We start from the raw sequence: 14,217 nt of genomic DNA on the forward strand, positions 1-14,217 counted from the left end.
GCAAAAAGGTCGGCTTTTTCTTTGGGAAATTGTTTGCGCGGCGAATTCCCGGGAATGGCGCCGCGGTTAGTTCAGGACGACGGGGCGAGGCCATCGCCGAGCAGTTCCGCCAGATCCCGCGCCGGGCGCGGAGCTTCGCGACCCAGCCGGATGGCAAAATCGGCCATAGGCAGCGGCGGCAAGTCGAGCTCGTATGGCGCCTCCACGATGCCGGAATGGGCAAAACGCCGGGTGCGCGGTGTCAGCGCAATGCCGGCATTGACCGCTGCGCGCAGGCCGGCAAGGCTGGCGCTGCCTGCGGCGATACGGTAGCGGCGGCCGGCAGCGTCGAGCGCATTGAGCGCCGCCTCGCGGAAGCCGCAATAAGGATCGAGCAGCGCCAGCGGCACGGCTTCGGGCCGAGCCGCCAAGCCTTTTTCCGAGCAGAGCCATAGCATTGGCTCGCTGATCACCGCCGTCTCATCCGGCGACGGGGCATGGCGCATGGTGATCGCGAGGTCGAGTTGGCCCGCCTGTAGTGCCGAGCCAAGCTCCAGGGAGCGGCCGACACGCAGCTCGATCCGGACGCGGGGATGGCTGACGGCGAAGGCTCTCAGAAGGTCCGGCAGCCCTTGGTCGGCGAAATCCTGTGTCATCCCGATGGCGATGCGGCCGCCGGCGCGCGCGCCTTTCAGCGCCAGCCACGCCTCGGTGTGCACGGCAAGGATGCGCCGGGCGTGGCCGACAAGATCCTCGCCGGCCAGTGTCAGCCCGCGCCCCCTGCCCTGGGGGGTGAGCAGTGGCTCGCCGACGATCTCTTCGAGCCGCTGCATTTGCGCGGTCACCGCCGATGGCGTGCGGCCGACGGCGGAGGCGGCCTTGGCCAGCGAGCCGCCATCGACGAAGGCGAGGAAGGTTTTCAGAAGGTCGGGATCGAGCGTTTCCATACTTCGACAATATCGAAGCGTTTATCAAAAACAATTCGATTTTATTGAATACATGCTGGTGACATGATCCTCTCATCGAAGGCGAGGCGCCCCAACCCAAGGAGAGAAAAATGCCGATCATCAATATCAGCGTCACCGGCAAGCCCGACGCCAAGCTGTCCGCCGCCATCGCCAGCGAAGCCATCGACATCACGGCGAAGCTGCTGCGCAAGGACCCGACGATCACCGCGGTCGCGGTCAACTACATCGATCCGCAGCACTGGTTCGCCGGCGGCAAGTCGCTGGCCGAGCACGGCACCAACACGTTCTGGCTGGACATCAAGGTCGTCGACGGCACCAACACCAAGCTCGAGCTCGAAGCCTATCTGAAGGCGATCTTCGAGGCTTTCGGCCGGCTGCTCGGCGGCGTGCATGAGGAAAGCTATGCCTCCGTGCATGAGGTACCGGCGGCCGCCTATGGCTATGGCGGCAAGAGCCAGGAATTCCGCTTCATCAGCGGCAGATTGAAGGCGGCGTAGGCACCGTCTTCTCCTTCTCCCCTTGTGGGAGAAGGTGGATCGGCGCGCAGCGCCGAGACGGATGAGGGGTGCTGGAAGGAACACGGCCTCGAAAAACTTAATGCTTTGAGGAGCTTACTCTCCCGCGCAGCGATCCTTCCAGCACCCCTCATCCGTCCGAGCTTCGCTCGGCCACCTTCTCCCACAAGGGGAGAAGGAGACGCCGTGCATCACCCCACATTGACGTTGCCCGCGCTTCCGCTACCCTCTGCCACCAAAGCGGCCGCTCAAGAGCCGCGTCCTGGAGGAGACTGGGAGAGAGCTGCATGATCCTGACCCTGGCGCTGCTAGCGGGCCTTGTCTTTGCCTGGCTGCTGATCGCCGTGATCGAAAGGTTCCGGCTCGACCTGCGATTCACCCAGGCGCTGCTCTATGTGCCGTTCAAGCTCGCCTACCGGATCGCCGACAATCGCATCCGGATCGCCCGCAGCGCCAAGACACCGATCATCTACCTGGTCTCGCACCAGTCGCGCATCGAGCCGGCGCTGATGCTGTCACTGCTTCCCGACGACACGCTGCATATCCTGGACGAGGCCTCGGCGCGCTCGCCCTGGCTGGAGCCGTGGCGCGAGCTTGGCCGCACCATCGCCTTCAATGCGGAGCATGTCTTCGTCAGCCGCCGGCTGGTGCGCGTGCTGAAGGGCAAGGGCCGACTTGCCGTCTACCTGCCGGACAATGTCGAGCCGGACGTCAAATCCTTCCGGTTGTTTCGCGCCATCACGCGCATCGCCATGCAGGCCGATGCCCGCATCGTGCCGATCTTTGTTGCCGGCACGCGCGACCTGCCTGTGTCGCTGACACCGAAGGAGAAAGCGCCCCGCCACTGGTTCCCGCGGCTTTCGGTGAGCGTGCTGGAACCGATGACCATCGCCGAGCTGGTGGCGCGCAACCCCGACATGGCCTCCAACACCAACGCGCTGTTCGACCGTTTCGCCGAGGCGCGACTCTACGGCACCAATCTCGACCGCGGCCTGTTCTTCGCCATGCGCGACGCCGCCGATCGTATCGGCCCTTCGTGTCCGATCATCGAGGACGTGATTTCCGGTTCGCTCAGCTACCGCAAGCTGTTCATTGGCGCGCGCGTGCTCGGCCGCCGTTTCGAGGCAGTGACGGCGCCCGGCGAAGCGGTCGGCGTGCTCCTGCCCAACGCCAATGGCGTGGTGCTCACCTTCGTCGGCCTGATATCGGCGGCCAGGGTTGCGGCGATGATCAACTACACCGCCGGCCCGGCCAGCGTGACCGCGGCGGTCCGTACCGCCGTCATCCGCACCGTGGTGTCCTCCCGCGCCTTCGTCGAAAAAGCGGGCATCGACGACATCATTGCCGCGGTCGAGGCAGGCGGCGCCAAGATGCTGTGGCTGGAAGACGTGCGCGCCGGCGTGACGGCGCTGGACAAGGTCGCGGCCGCGCTTTTGTGGCGCCTGCCTTTGCAGCGACAGCAAGCCTCGAAGCCCGCAGTCATCCTGTTCACCTCCGGCTCGGAAGGCACGCCGAAGGCAGTGGTGCTGTCGAACCGCAGCCTGCTTGCCAATGTCATGCAGGCCGAGGCGCGCGTTTCCGTCTCGCCGGCCGACATCCTGCTCAACGTGCTGCCGGCTTTCCATTCCTTCGGGCTCACCGGCGGCACCATCCTGCCGCTGGTGCTGGGCGTAAAGCTGTTCCTCTACCCCTCGCCGCTGCACTACAAGATCATCCCGGAGATCGCCCGCAAGGTGAAGCCGACCGTCATGTTCGGCACCGACACGTTCCTCGCCAATTATGCCCGCACCGCCAAGGACGGCGACTTCTCCAGCCTGCGCTTCGTCGTGGCCGGCGCCGAGGCGGTGCAGCCGGAGACGCGGCGCACCTACCGCGACCGCTTCCAGGCCTCGATCGTCGAAGGCTTCGGGCTGACGGAGGCCGCGCCGGTGGTGGCGGTGAACACCGCCATCCACAGCCGCGACGGCACGGTCGGCCGGCCGCTGCCGGCCATCCGCCTGAAGCTGGAGCCTGTCGAAGGCATCACCGAGGGCGGCCGGCTGTGGCTCGACGGGCCGAACATGATGATGGGCTACATGAGCGCCGACCGGCCGGGCGAATTGCAGCCGCTGGAAGGCTGGCACGACACCGGCGACATCGTCTCGATCGACCGCGAGGGCTTCATCACCATCCGCGGCCGGGCAAAGCGCTTCGCCAAGATCGCCGGCGAGATGGTTTCGCTGGGTGCCGTCGAGATGCTGGTGCAGTCGCGGTGGCCGGAAGAGCGCCACGCGGCGGTGGCGGTGCCCGACAAGAGGCGCGGCGAGCGTATCGTGCTGGTCACCACCGCCGACGATGCGAATGCCGAGGAACTGCGTCAGTTCGGCAAGAAGGCCGGCGCCGCGGAGCTGATGGTGCCCAACGACATCATCAAGGTGGAAGAGATCCCGGTACTGGGGTCGGGCAAGACGGATTACGTCTCGGCCCGCAAGCTGGCGATCGACCGGTTGGGGTTGGGCGTGGCTGCCTGATCTCCCCCCTTGAGGGGAAGATGGCCGCGATGCGGCCAGAGGGGGTCCTAGCGCGTAGAACGCCGACTCCATTGCGCGTCGCGAGCGGCGTCGGCGCTCCACGCGCAGCGACCCCCTCTGTCGCCTTCGGCGACATCTCCCCCTCAAGGGGGGAGATTACCAATTAGCCAATATCCGAAGGCGGCACCTTCTCGCCTTCACGCATGGCCCGCTTCGAATAAGCGCGCACCGAGAACGGCAGGAAGAGCAGATAGCCGGCGACGGAAGCCGTAAGCGTGTACCAGGGATAGGTCATCAGCAGCAGGATATAGAGCACGACGGCTAGGATGACCGGCAGCACCCTGTCGCCCGGCACCTTGACGCTCTTGCCCGAATAGACCGGCAGGCGGCTGACCAGAAGGAAAGCGACGAGCACGGTGAAGCCGGTGGCGATGAAGGCGGCCGGCCGGGACGGCTCCAGCCCGAGCCGCAGGAAATAGAGATAGAGTGGCAGCATGACCAGCACCGCGCCCGCGGGGGCCGGCACGCCGACGAAATATTCGGTCTGCCATGCCGGTTGGTCGGTGTCGTCAGCAAGCACGTTGAAGCGGGCGAGCCGCATGCCGCAGGCGATGGTGAACAGAAGCGCAGCGATCCAGCCTGGCGAGCCGGCGCGGTCGAGCAGAAAGGCATAGAGCACCAGCGCCGGCGCCACGCCGAAATTGACGATGTCGGCCAGCGAATCCATCTGCGCGCCGAATTTCGAGGTGGCCTTCAGCATGCGCGCCAGCCGCCCGTCGATGCCGTCGAGGAAGGCGGCAAGCAGGACCATGACCACAGCGATCTCGAAACGGTTCTCGAAGGCGAAGCGGATGCCGGAAAGGCCGGCGCAGATGGCAAGCACCGTGACCAGATTGGGCAGCACCATGCGCATCGGGATCTCGCGGATGCGCGGGCCGCCGCTGGCATGGGCTTCGAATTTTTTGAAGGGCGCGCCCAACGCTCAGGACACCCTGACCAGGGGCGTGACCGCCGTGCCGCCGAATTCGGCGAGCACGGTCTCGCCGCCAACCGCTGTCTGGCCGACCGCGACGCGCGGCACAGCGTTCGACGGCAGGAAGACATCGACGCGCGAGCCGAAGCGGATCAGGCCGAAACGCTCGCCGATGGCGATCGAGCCGCCGGGCTCGGCCCAGCAGACGATGCGGCGCGCCACCAGCCCGGCGATCTGCACGGCGGCAATCGTGCCGTTGGGGCTGTCGATAACCAGCCCGTTGCGCTCGTTCTCGGAGCTTGCCTTGTCGAGCTCGGCATTGAGGAATTTGCCGGGCTTATGCTCGATGCGGATGATCCGGCCACGCACCGGAGCGCGGTTGATGTGGCAGGAAAACACGTTCATGAACACCGAAATGCGGGTCATTTCGCCCGGGCCCAGGCCAAGCTCGCCCGGCGGCACGGCGGGGCCCACCGCCGAGATCACGCCGTCGGCCGGGCTCACCACCAGCCGGTCGTCCACCGGCGTGACGCGCTCGGGGTCGCGGTAGAAATAGATGCACCAGGCGGTGAGGATCAGCCCGATCCAGAACAGGACCGAGGAGAAATAGCCGAGAAACAGCGTCGCCGCGGCGAAGGCGGCGATGAAGGGATAACCTTCGCGGTGGATCGGAACGAACGTATTCTTGACCGAGTCGAGAAGCGTCATAGGGCTCAAGGGCAAGTCCCTGTTTCAGGTTGCGCCTCAATAGCCGAAAGCCCCCCTCCCCGCAACGCAACAATGGGAAGAGTCGGAGGGGCGGGCACGGCGATGATAGCCGCGACTTTCAACAAGGCTGTAGGAACCCGGCCATCTCATCCGTCCTAAGGTTGGATAACCCGGCCACGGAGCCTGCCAATGTCGTCGTCGAACAGCATCAGGAAAGCCAATCTCATCACCGAGGGCCTTGCCTTCGGCGAGTCACCGCGCTGGCATGATGGCCGGCTCTGGCTCTGCAACTGGGGCACTGGCGAGGTCGTCGCCGTGGACGAGGACGGCACAAGCGAGGTCATGCTCACGGTGCCGGCCGTCCTGCCCTATTCGATCGACTGGCTGCCGGATGGACGATTGCTTGTCGTATCCGGGCGGGAGGGGCTTCTGCTCAGGCAGGAAGCGGATGGAACGCTTGCCACTCATGCCGATCTCCGAGGGCTGTCGAAAAACCCCTGGAATGAAATCGTCGTCGACGGGCGCGGCAACATCTACGTCAATGGCGGCGGGCCTGCGGCGGCGCCGGGCGAGCATTTCGGACCGGGCACGATCGTGCTGATCAAGCCGGACGGCTCGGTTCGGCAGGTCGCCGAGGATATCGCCTTCGCCAACGGCATGGCGGTAACGCCGGACAACCGGACGCTGATCGTTGCCGAATCCCACGCCAGGCGGCTGACCGCTTTCGATATTGGCGAACACGGCGGCCTTTCCAAGCGGCGCGTCTGGGCCGACCTCGGCAACGACTATCCCGACGGCATCTGCATCGATGCCGAAGGTTGCGTCTGGTATGCCGATGTGCCGAACCGGCACTGTATCAGGCTGCGCCAAGGCGGCGAGAAGATCGACCAGGTCGAGGTCGATCGCGGTTGCTTTGCCTGCATGCTGGGTGGAGCCGACGGCAGGACGCTGTTCGTCCTCGCCGCCGAATGGCGCGGTTTCGAAAACATGGTGAGCGATGCCCGCACCGGTCAGGTGCTGAGCATCGCCGTATCCGCGCCGGGAGCCGGATGGCCTTCTTACACCTCCGGCACGCGCTGATAGTTCGCGATGTCGGCCTTGACGCCGAGCCGCGCGATGGTTTCCTGCGCGCTGAAGGCGATGTGCTCATGCGCTGCCTTGACGATCGGCACCACTCTGTCGATGGCCTCCTGGCTTTCCCACTCGACCATGGTGACGATGTTGAACTCGCCGGGGCCGGAGAATTGTTCGAGCAGGAAATCCTGCACGAAGCCTTCCTGCCGGCGCAGCAATTCATGCGTCATGAAGACTCTGCTCAGGATTTCGTCGCGCGCCTCGGCCGGCACGACGAATTTGTCGACCCGGAACACGCTGCCGGTGTGGTGATTGTTGATGCTCATTTCGATCTGTCTCCGATTTGGAAGGTTGCCTCGCAGGTGGCTCGGAGACGGTTTGCAAGCTCAAGATAGGTTGAGGTCAAGGGGGATTTTCATCTTCCCTTCTCCCCTTGTGGGAGAAGGTGGATCGGCGCGTCAGCGCCGAGACGGATGAGGGGTGCTCCAGGGAATGCCAGCGTCTCACTCCGCTGGAGCACCCCTCATCCGTCGCCTTCGGCGACACCTTCTCCCACAAGGGGAGAAGGAGAAGTCGGCGCTAGCTCACCTCCGCTGTTCTTCTGCGCACAATGACCCCCAGCTCGTCGCTCTCGCGCGCGATGCGCAGGCGCTCTTCGGCTTCGGTCGCCTCGCGCTGGCGGTCCCACATTGAGGCGTAGAGGCCGTGCCTGGCGAGGAGCGCGGCATGGGTGCCGCGCTCGGCGATCTGGCCGTCCTTCAGCACGATGATCTCGTCGGCCGAGATCACCGTCGACAGCCGGTGGGCGATAACGATGGTGGTGCGCCCCTTGCTGACAAGGTCGAGCGCGGCCTGGATTTCCTGCTCGGTCTGGGTATCCAGCGCCGAGGTCGCCTCGTCGAGCATGAGGATCGGCGGCGCCTTGAGGATGGTGCGGGCGATCGCCACGCGCTGCTTCTCGCCGCCGGAGAGCTTCAGCCCGCGTTCGCCAACCATCGAGCGGTAGCCATCGGGCAGCTTGTCGATGAACGGGCCGATCTGCGCGAGCTCGGCGGCCTTGCGCACTTCCTCCTCGCGCGCGCCGACGCGGCCGTAGCGGATGTTGTAGGCGATGGTGTCGTTGAAGAGCACGGTGTCCTGCGGCACCATGCCAAGCACGGCGCGCAGGCTCTCCTGGGTGACGTCGCGGATGTCCTGGCCGTCGATCATCACCTGGCCGCCCTGCACGTCGTAGAAGCGGAACAGAAGCCTGGAAATGGTCGACTTGCCGGCGCCTGACGGGCCGACGATCGCCACCGTCTTGCCGGCGGGCACCTCGAAGGAGACGCCCTTCAGGATCTTGCGGTTCAGATCGTAAGAGAAATGCACGTCGCGGAACTCGACCTTGCCGGGGCCGACCTTGAGCGGCGTGGCGTCCGGCTTATCGACGATCTCCTGGGGCACGTCGAGCAGGTCGAACATGTGCTCGATGTCGGTCAGCCCCTGCCGGATTTCGCGGTAGATGAAGCCGATAAAATTGAGCGGCACCGAAAGCTGGATCAGCATGGCGTTGATGAAGACGAAGTCGCCAACGCTCTGCGTGCCGGCCTGCACTTCCAGCGCCGACATGCACATGACGACGACGGTCCCGACGCCGAAGATGACCCCTTGGCCGAAGTTCAGCCAGCCGAGCGAGGTCCAGGTCTTGGTCGCGGCGATCTCATAGCGCGCCATCGAGCGGTCGAAGCGCTCGGCCTCCATGCGCTCATTGGTGAAATATTTGACCGTCTCGAAGTTGAGCAGCGAGTCGATTGCCTTGGTGTTGGCGTCGGTGTCGCTGTCATTCATGTCGCGGCGGATCGAGATGCGCCAGTCGCTGGCCTTGACGGTGAACCAGACATAGAGCCAGACGGTGGCGGCGACGACCGCGACATATTTCCAGCCATAGGTGAAGGCGAAGATGCCGGCCGTCAGTGCGAATTCGAGGATGGTCGGCGCCGTGTTCAGCATGATGAAGCGCACGATCGTCTCGATGCCCTTGGTGCCGCGCTCGATGATGCGCGACAGGCCGCCGGTGCGACGCTCGAGGTGGAAGCGCAGCGACAGCTCGTGCATGTGGACGAAGGTGCGGTAGGCGAGCTGACGCACCGCATGCTGGCCGACGCGGGCAAACAGCGCGTCGCGCAACTGGTTGAAGCCGAGCTGGATCAGGCGCAGCACGTTGTAGGCGATGACCAGCGCCACCGGCGCCAGCAGGAAGGACGGCAGCGGGGGCGGCGTCTTCGAGGCATGAGCCAGCGCATCCGTCGCCCATTTGAAGAAATACGGGCCGGCGACCAAAGTGAGCTTGGCCACGACCAGAAGCAGCGTCGCCCAGGTCACACGAGCTCTGAGATCGGCGCGCTCGGCCGGCCACATATAGGGCCAGAGGTTGCGCAGGGTCGTGAGAGTGCCGGCTTCGGCGGATACGGTCTTTTCGGCCACTAGTCTTGCCTTTTGGGTGCGGGGCAGCAGGAAGCAACGGGTTGGTTGAGCGAGGCGGAGACGCCCGCGAGCGCGATATGGTCGACCGCGTAGCGGGAGCGCTGGCGGTCGGCCTCGAAGCGGACGAGCCCGGCCTCGACCAGGATCTTCAGGTGCTGCGAAACGGTCGATTGGGCGAGATCGAGATGGTCGACCACCTCACGGCACGAGCAGCAGGCGCTGGCCGAGAGATGTTTCAGGATCTCGATGCGCGCCGGATGCGAGAGCGCCGCCAGGCGCAGCGCGATGGCGCGGCTGTCGGCGCAACGGCTTTCGGGGGATTCGGTCATCGTTCATCGGCGATAGACGATGGATACCGAGAGGGCAAGCTAGGCGGATGGGTAGAGGGAGCAATCTCCCCCCTTGAGGGGGAGATGTCGCCGAAGGCGACAGAGGGATCGCCGCGCGTAGAGCGCTTACCTGGCTGTGAGTAAGGGACGTCGGCGCTTCACGCGCGGCGGCCCCCTCTGGCCGTTTTGCGGCCATCTCCCCCTCAAGGGGGGAGATTACGCGCTCAAACGCCTCGCTCCTATTCCGTCTTCGGCGTGGTCATCTGCTCGCCCATGGCCTTCATATCGGCGTCCTCGCCTTCCTTGGACTTGGACGGCACCTTGAATACCTGGCCGGGCCAGATGCGGTCGGGATCGCGGATCTGGTCCTTGTTGGCGAGATAGATGGTCGAGAAGCGCGTGCCATGGCCGTAGACGCGGCGCGAGATGCGCCAAAGCGTGTCGTTGCGGCGGATGATGACGGCGCTGTCGGCATGTTCGAGCTTCGGCGCGACCGTCTCGGCCACGTCGGTCGACGGCGTCGCCTCGGCGACCTTGGCCGGAGCTTCGGCGGGCTTAGCCGCTTCGGCCGTCGCCGCCGGCTTGGCTTCCGCGGCCTGGGATCCGGCACCCTGGACCTGGGCGAGTTTGGTCTCGGCCGGCTTGGCCTCGCCCGTCTTCGTCTCATTCGGAGCGACGGCTGCGATCGACTCGCCAGGCTCGCGCTCGAACGGCACAGCGGCGCGAGCGACGACCTTGACGCCGTCGCTGTCCAGGCCATCGACATGGATGGTGTAGTTGCCGACCGGGATGTCGCGGGTCGCTTCGATCAGGAAATGGCCGTCAGCGGAGGTCCGCGCATCGCCAAGCAGGATGGCGTCGGCATAGGCGCGCACCTTGCGGCCGGGATCGGCCGTGCCGGCGACGAAGATCTTGCTGCCGTCGATCTCGACCGCTTCGACGGCGATCTTGGGCTCCGCCGACGCCGAGGCCGTGTCGGATGCAGCCGGCGCGGTCGTTGATGGAGCGGTCGATGCGGGGGCCTGGGCTGCCGGTGCCGCCTGCCCGGTGGCGGCCGGCGCCGCCGGCTTGGTCTCGGCCTGCGGCACGGTGATCAGTTGCGAGGCCTTGCCGGGCTCCTCGACCATGGCCAGCACCTGGCCGGTCGGGCTTTGCGGCACCGAGACGACAGCGGTCTGAGCCGAGGCGATGGCCGTGCCGCCCACCGTCTGGCGCAGCGTGATCGTATAGTCGCCCGGCTTCAGCGGATCGTCGAGCACGATGGCGAAGGCGCCGTCGGGGCCGGAATCGGTCGAGCCGAGCACCGTGCCGCCATTCAGGATCTCGACCTTGGCGTTGGGCGCGGCGCTGCCGGCGACGACGATCGAGCCATTGCTTTCGACGCGCACGACATCGAAGGTCGGCAGCGTCGGACCGGCCGCGGCTGCGGGCGCCTGGGCGGCCGGTGCCATGGCGTTGTTGGCCGGCGCCATCGTGTTGGCCGGAGCCTGGGGCACGCGCCCCTCTGTACTCGTGCTCGAGGATTCAGCCGGTTTTGCATCGGTCTGCGGCAGCGCCGCGACCTGCGCCGGCTTCTGGTTGTTGATGTAAGGGTCGAGCGCGCCCGACCCGTAGGCGACCGCCGCGACGACGACAACGCCGCCCGCCGCGAACAAAAACGCCTTCGAAGGATTGATAGCCATAACTTTATATTGCCCCCTTAGCCACCTAACGCCCGGTCTAGCGTGTTTTCCTGAGTCCGACAAGAAAAAGCCCGCCCGCGGGCTTGACCCCGCCGACCGTCCCTATAACCAATCATCGCCATGAACACGATTCGATCCGTCTGCGTCTATTGCGGCTCGTCTCCGGGCCGCGACGAGGCCTATATCAAGGCCGGCCACACGCTTGGCCGCTCGCTTGCCAAATCCGGGTTGCGCCTCATCTATGGCGGCGGCACCAAGGGCATCATGGGCGCCGTCGCCGATGGCGCGCTCAAGGCCGGCGGCAAGGTCACCGGCATCATCCCGCGCTTCCTGATCAACAGAGAAGCGACCGAGACCGCGCTCGACAAGCTCGACGAATTGCTGATCACCGACAACATGCACGAGCGCAAGCACAGCATGTTCGAAAAATCCGACGCCTTTGTGGCGCTGCCGGGCGGCATCGGCACGGTGGAGGAGATCGTCGAGATCATGACCTGGGCGCAGCTCGGCCATCACCGCAAGCCGATCGTCTTCGCCAACGTCAAGGGATTCTGGGACCCGATGCTGTCGCTGATCGAGCATATGTCGGAGGAAGGCTTCATCCACACCGCGCATCGCGTGAAGCCGCTGGTGGTCAACGACCCGGAAGCGATCGTCGCCGCCATCATGGTGGCGGGCTCGTCCGTCGACGCGCCGACGGAAGGCGTGCAGTCGGTGATAGACAAGATGTAGAGTGAATAGTGAATAGTGAAATGGGTGCATCGCAGATCGAAGTCTGTCGACTGCTAACTACTCACTACTGACTACTGACTACTGACTATTCACCATTCACCACTCACCGCCCTCCTCAAATCCCCAATCACCGACCGCCGGTCATTGCGCCGCCAGGCGAGATGGATTGACACGCTGCGCTTGAACCAGGGCAGGTCGCGGAAGATCACGCCGGGAGGGGCTGCGCTTCGCAGGCTTGCCTGGACCGTGGCGAGGCCGAGGCCGGTGCCGACCAGGCCGAGCGAGGTCAACGGGTCGGCCGTCTCATAGGCGATGTCGGGCATGAAGCCCGATTCGGCGCAGGCCGCCAGGAACTGCGCCCGGTTGGTGTCGCCGGGCTGGCGCACGACCGTGATCCAGACGCGGCCGTCGAGCAGGCCGGGCGTAATGTCGGCGACATCGGCGAGCGGGTCGCCCTCCGGCATTGCCAGCACCAGCGGCTCGCGCCGCACCAGCATGCTTTCAAGGTCGGGATCGCCCTCAAGCACCGGGGAATAGACGAAGCCGAGATCGAGCACGCGCTGCCGCAGATCCTCAAATTGCGCCGCCGTTCGGCGGCTGCGCAGTTGAAGGTGGAAATGCGGGCGCTCGTGGCGAAAATCCCGCAGCATCTTAGCGACCAGCCCCGAATGCACCGCGCCCTCGACATAGCCGATGGCGAGGCTGCCCGCGGCTCCGCTGGCGAGGTTGCGGCCGAGCTCTTCCAGCCGCGCCGCGTTGGCAAGCAAGGCGCGCGCCTCAGCGAGGAAGGCCCTGCCCTCGGCGTTGAGATGGACGCGCTGTTTCACCCGCTCGAACAAAGTGACGCCGAGCTGCTCCTCGAGCTGCATGATCTGCCGGCTCAAGGGCGACTGCGAAATGTGCAGTTGCTCGGCGGCGCGGCCGACATTGCCGGCCTCGGCGACGGCGACGAAATATCTGATCTGGCGCAGGTCGAGCATTTTTTCGCCCTCCGGATTAAGACCATGAAGGTCTGAACTGTAGCCTAATCAGTCTTAGACAGTCTGGCCAGCTAGCGCGATATCTCCAGCAATCAACCAGCCCAAAGGAGACCGCCATGCAGTTCTTTGCCCTGCTCACCCGCAACACCCAGAAATTCAGCGACGCCGATTTCGCGCCGTTGCTCCCGCCGGAGTCCGAACAGCGCAAGACGCTCTACGTGCAAGGCGCGGTGCGCCAGATCTGGAATCGCGGTGACGTCCCCGGCACGGGCATCATGTTCGAGGCGGCCGAAGAGAAGGAAGTGCGCGGCCATCTCGCCACGCTGCCGCTGATCGAGGCCGGCATGATGGACATAACGGCGATCGTGCCGCTCAACCCTTACCCGGGTTTTGGACCGAAGCGGTGAGGCAACGGCAGCATTAGCTGCCGCCGCCTTCCTGGCAGCGCCTATCCGCGACCGAAGAGACGGCCGAAAAGTCCTGGGCGCGCGCCGCCATAGCGCTCGGGCAGCGGGCGGGTGAGCAGGAACTGATCCAGGCCCTCGACGGTCTCCGTGCCGCAATAGCTGCATCGGAGCGAGCGGGCCAAGGGAACGATTTCCTTCAGCACGGCGCGGAATCCCTCACCATCGATCGGCACGTCCTTCGCCATCCTGAGCTCGTGCGAGACTATTTCCATGCCAAGGAAGCGATAGCCACGCTTTTCGAGCGCGGCGCGCAGCTTTGCCAGAGACGGCTCAGCGCCCCAGAACTCGAAGCGCGTCGGCCGGATGCGGGTGTCCGCCGCGATTTCCAGTCCGAGATCGCCGATCGCTTCGGTCGGAAGAATGAGCGGCGCCAACGCGGCAAGCGAATGCCGTTCCACGGCGAGCGGAAAGGCCAGCGCCTCGGCGACCCTGCCGGCTATCTGTTCGAAACCAGCGATTTCCTCGGTCGTGAAGTAGAAGTCGCGGCGGCCCTCGCCATGCTGCTCGGCGATAAAGCAGGCCGGGCAGTTTGCGGCGACCAGATCCTCGCAGAGCTTTTCCAGAAAAGCATAGTTGCGCTGCGACCCTTTGGGCGTCAGCAGCCCATCGCGCGGCATCAATTCGTTTGGCCGGGGTGTAATCTTCAGGCGCAGGATCGGCATCGACGCGGCGGCGCGCAGCAGCGCCATGTTCACCCTGGTATGGATGAAAAGCTCGCCGCCATCGGGGCGGTAGCGGACCAGGCCGCGATGCGGTTCCGCCTCGCGGATGACTTCTTCCGTCTCCTCGTTTGAGACCTGTTCGCCGGTGACCGGAAATTGCAGCAAGGTCATGCGA

General features: G+C 65.3%; 14 protein-coding genes. 5 read left to right on the top strand and 9 right to left on the bottom strand.

The genetic code is table 11. The features are described from left to right. Positions 1 to 71 precede the first annotated feature (71 nt). Positions 72 to 926, bottom strand: a complete 855-nt coding sequence (locus CK230_RS05085; RefSeq protein WP_095816094.1) for a LysR substrate-binding domain-containing protein — start codon at positions 924 to 926, stop codon at positions 72 to 74. Between the two features lie 110 nt (positions 927 to 1,036). On the opposite strand from CK230_RS05085, the gene CK230_RS05090 reads away from it, so the two are divergent. Both CK230_RS05090 and CK230_RS05095 read left to right on the top strand, forming a co-directional pair. After that, positions 1,037 to 1,444, top strand: coding sequence for a 4-oxalocrotonate tautomerase family protein (locus tag CK230_RS05090; RefSeq protein ID WP_095816095.1), 408 nt, complete (start codon positions 1,037 to 1,039; stop codon positions 1,442 to 1,444). Between the two features lie 305 nt (positions 1,445 to 1,749). Next, complete coding sequence (locus CK230_RS05095; RefSeq protein WP_095816096.1) at positions 1,750 to 3,972, top strand: AMP-binding protein; 2,223 nt, start codon at positions 1,750 to 1,752, stop codon at positions 3,970 to 3,972. 163 nt (positions 3,973 to 4,135) lie between these two features. On the opposite strand, the gene CK230_RS05100 is transcribed toward CK230_RS05095, so the two are convergent. Together CK230_RS05100 and CK230_RS05105 are read right to left on the bottom strand one after the other, a co-directional pair. Continuing rightward, positions 4,136 to 4,879, bottom strand: coding sequence for a phosphatidylcholine/phosphatidylserine synthase (locus tag CK230_RS05100; protein WP_245429845.1), 744 nt, complete (start codon positions 4,877 to 4,879; stop codon positions 4,136 to 4,138). Positions 4,880 to 4,954: 75 nt separating this feature from the next. After that, positions 4,955 to 5,653, bottom strand: a complete 699-nt coding sequence (locus CK230_RS05105) for a phosphatidylserine decarboxylase (protein ID WP_095816098.1) — start codon at positions 5,651 to 5,653, stop codon at positions 4,955 to 4,957. A gap of 189 nt (positions 5,654 to 5,842) precedes the next feature. Between CK230_RS05105 and CK230_RS05110 the strand changes: the two genes are divergently transcribed. Further along, entirely contained in the window at positions 5,843 to 6,733 is an 891-nt protein-coding gene (locus CK230_RS05110) for an SMP-30/gluconolactonase/LRE family protein (RefSeq protein ID WP_095816099.1), read from the top strand. Here the strand turns inward: CK230_RS05110 and CK230_RS05115 are convergent. From CK230_RS05115 to CK230_RS05130, 4 genes are all read right to left on the bottom strand, one after another. Then, positions 6,712 to 7,053: an antibiotic biosynthesis monooxygenase gene (locus CK230_RS05115; protein ID WP_095816100.1), complete on the bottom strand. Its 342-nt coding sequence runs from the start codon at positions 7,051 to 7,053 to the stop codon at positions 6,712 to 6,714. The two genes, CK230_RS05110 and CK230_RS05115, sit on opposite strands and share 22 nt — an antisense overlap. A 253-nt stretch (positions 7,054 to 7,306) precedes the next feature. Further along, positions 7,307 to 9,190 (bottom strand): ABC transporter ATP-binding protein/permease, encoded by a 1,884-nt coding sequence (locus CK230_RS05120; protein ID WP_095816101.1) that lies wholly within the window; start codon positions 9,188 to 9,190, stop codon positions 7,307 to 7,309. Further along, the gene (locus CK230_RS05125; protein WP_095816102.1) at positions 9,190 to 9,519 is read right to left on the bottom strand and encodes a metalloregulator ArsR/SmtB family transcription factor; all 330 of its coding nucleotides are present in this window, start codon (positions 9,517 to 9,519) and stop codon (positions 9,190 to 9,192) included. The genes CK230_RS05120 and CK230_RS05125 overlap by 1 nt, the downstream gene beginning before the upstream one ends. A 239-nt stretch (positions 9,520 to 9,758) precedes the next feature. Continuing rightward, positions 9,759 to 11,201, bottom strand: a complete 1,443-nt coding sequence (locus CK230_RS05130) for a LysM peptidoglycan-binding domain-containing protein (protein WP_095816103.1) — start codon at positions 11,199 to 11,201, stop codon at positions 9,759 to 9,761. Positions 11,202 to 11,321: 120 nt separating this feature from the next. Here CK230_RS05130 and CK230_RS05135 point away from each other — a divergent pair, with 120 nt between their 5' ends. Further along, the gene (locus CK230_RS05135; protein ID WP_095816104.1) at positions 11,322 to 11,933 is read left to right on the top strand and encodes a TIGR00730 family Rossman fold protein; all 612 of its coding nucleotides are present in this window, start codon (positions 11,322 to 11,324) and stop codon (positions 11,931 to 11,933) included. Positions 11,934 to 12,022: 89 nt separating this feature from the next. On the opposite strand, the gene CK230_RS05140 is transcribed toward CK230_RS05135, so the two are convergent. After that, positions 12,023 to 12,913 carry a LysR substrate-binding domain-containing protein gene (locus tag CK230_RS05140; protein WP_095816105.1) on the bottom strand — a complete coding sequence of 297 codons (891 nt, stop codon included), beginning with the start codon at positions 12,911 to 12,913 and terminating at the stop codon, positions 12,023 to 12,025. A 116-nt stretch (positions 12,914 to 13,029) separates the two neighbouring features. On the opposite strand from CK230_RS05140, the gene CK230_RS05145 reads away from it, so the two are divergent. Beyond that, on the top strand, positions 13,030 to 13,320 hold the full coding sequence (locus CK230_RS05145; protein ID WP_095816106.1) for a muconolactone Delta-isomerase family protein: 291 nt from the start codon (positions 13,030 to 13,032) through the stop codon (positions 13,318 to 13,320). Positions 13,321 to 13,361: 41 nt separating this feature from the next. Here CK230_RS05145 and CK230_RS05150 read toward each other — a convergent pair whose 3' ends face one another. Continuing rightward, positions 13,362 to 14,213: a hypothetical protein gene (locus CK230_RS05150; protein ID WP_095816107.1), complete on the bottom strand. Its 852-nt coding sequence runs from the start codon at positions 14,211 to 14,213 to the stop codon at positions 13,362 to 13,364. Positions 14,214 to 14,217 lie beyond the last annotated feature (4 nt).

The organism is Mesorhizobium sp. WSM3859, from assembly GCF_002295065.1.
In the GTDB taxonomy this organism is placed as follows: Bacteria; Pseudomonadota; Alphaproteobacteria; order Rhizobiales; family Rhizobiaceae; genus Mesorhizobium.

Excerpts from the sequence above, each read along its gene's own strand:
- CK230_RS05085 (WP_095816094.1), bottom strand. The coding sequence starts at position 926 with ATGGAAACGCTCGATCCCGACCTTCTGAAAACCTTCCTCGCCTTCGTC.
- CK230_RS05090 (WP_095816095.1), top strand. The coding sequence starts at position 1,037 with ATGCCGATCATCAATATCAGCGTCACCGGCAAGCCCGACGCCAAGCTG.
- CK230_RS05095 (WP_095816096.1), top strand. The coding sequence starts at position 1,750 with ATGATCCTGACCCTGGCGCTGCTAGCGGGCCTTGTCTTTGCCTGGCTG.
- CK230_RS05100 (WP_245429845.1), bottom strand. The coding sequence starts at position 4,879 with ATGGTGCTGCCCAATCTGGTCACGGTGCTTGCCATCTGCGCCGGCCTT.
- CK230_RS05105 (WP_095816098.1), bottom strand. The coding sequence starts at position 5,653 with ATGACGCTTCTCGACTCGGTCAAGAATACGTTCGTTCCGATCCACCGC.
- CK230_RS05110 (WP_095816099.1), top strand. The coding sequence starts at position 5,843 with ATGTCGTCGTCGAACAGCATCAGGAAAGCCAATCTCATCACCGAGGGC.
- CK230_RS05115 (WP_095816100.1), bottom strand. The coding sequence starts at position 7,053 with ATGAGCATCAACAATCACCACACCGGCAGCGTGTTCCGGGTCGACAAA.
- CK230_RS05125 (WP_095816102.1), bottom strand. The coding sequence starts at position 9,519 with ATGACCGAATCCCCCGAAAGCCGTTGCGCCGACAGCCGCGCCATCGCG.
- CK230_RS05130 (WP_095816103.1), bottom strand. The coding sequence starts at position 11,201 with ATGGCTATCAATCCTTCGAAGGCGTTTTTGTTCGCGGCGGGCGGCGTT.
- CK230_RS05135 (WP_095816104.1), top strand. The coding sequence starts at position 11,322 with ATGAACACGATTCGATCCGTCTGCGTCTATTGCGGCTCGTCTCCGGGC.
- CK230_RS05140 (WP_095816105.1), bottom strand. The coding sequence starts at position 12,913 with ATGCTCGACCTGCGCCAGATCAGATATTTCGTCGCCGTCGCCGAGGCC.
- CK230_RS05145 (WP_095816106.1), top strand. The coding sequence starts at position 13,030 with ATGCAGTTCTTTGCCCTGCTCACCCGCAACACCCAGAAATTCAGCGAC.
- CK230_RS05150 (WP_095816107.1), bottom strand. The coding sequence starts at position 14,213 with ATGACCTTGCTGCAATTTCCGGTCACCGGCGAACAGGTCTCAAACGAG.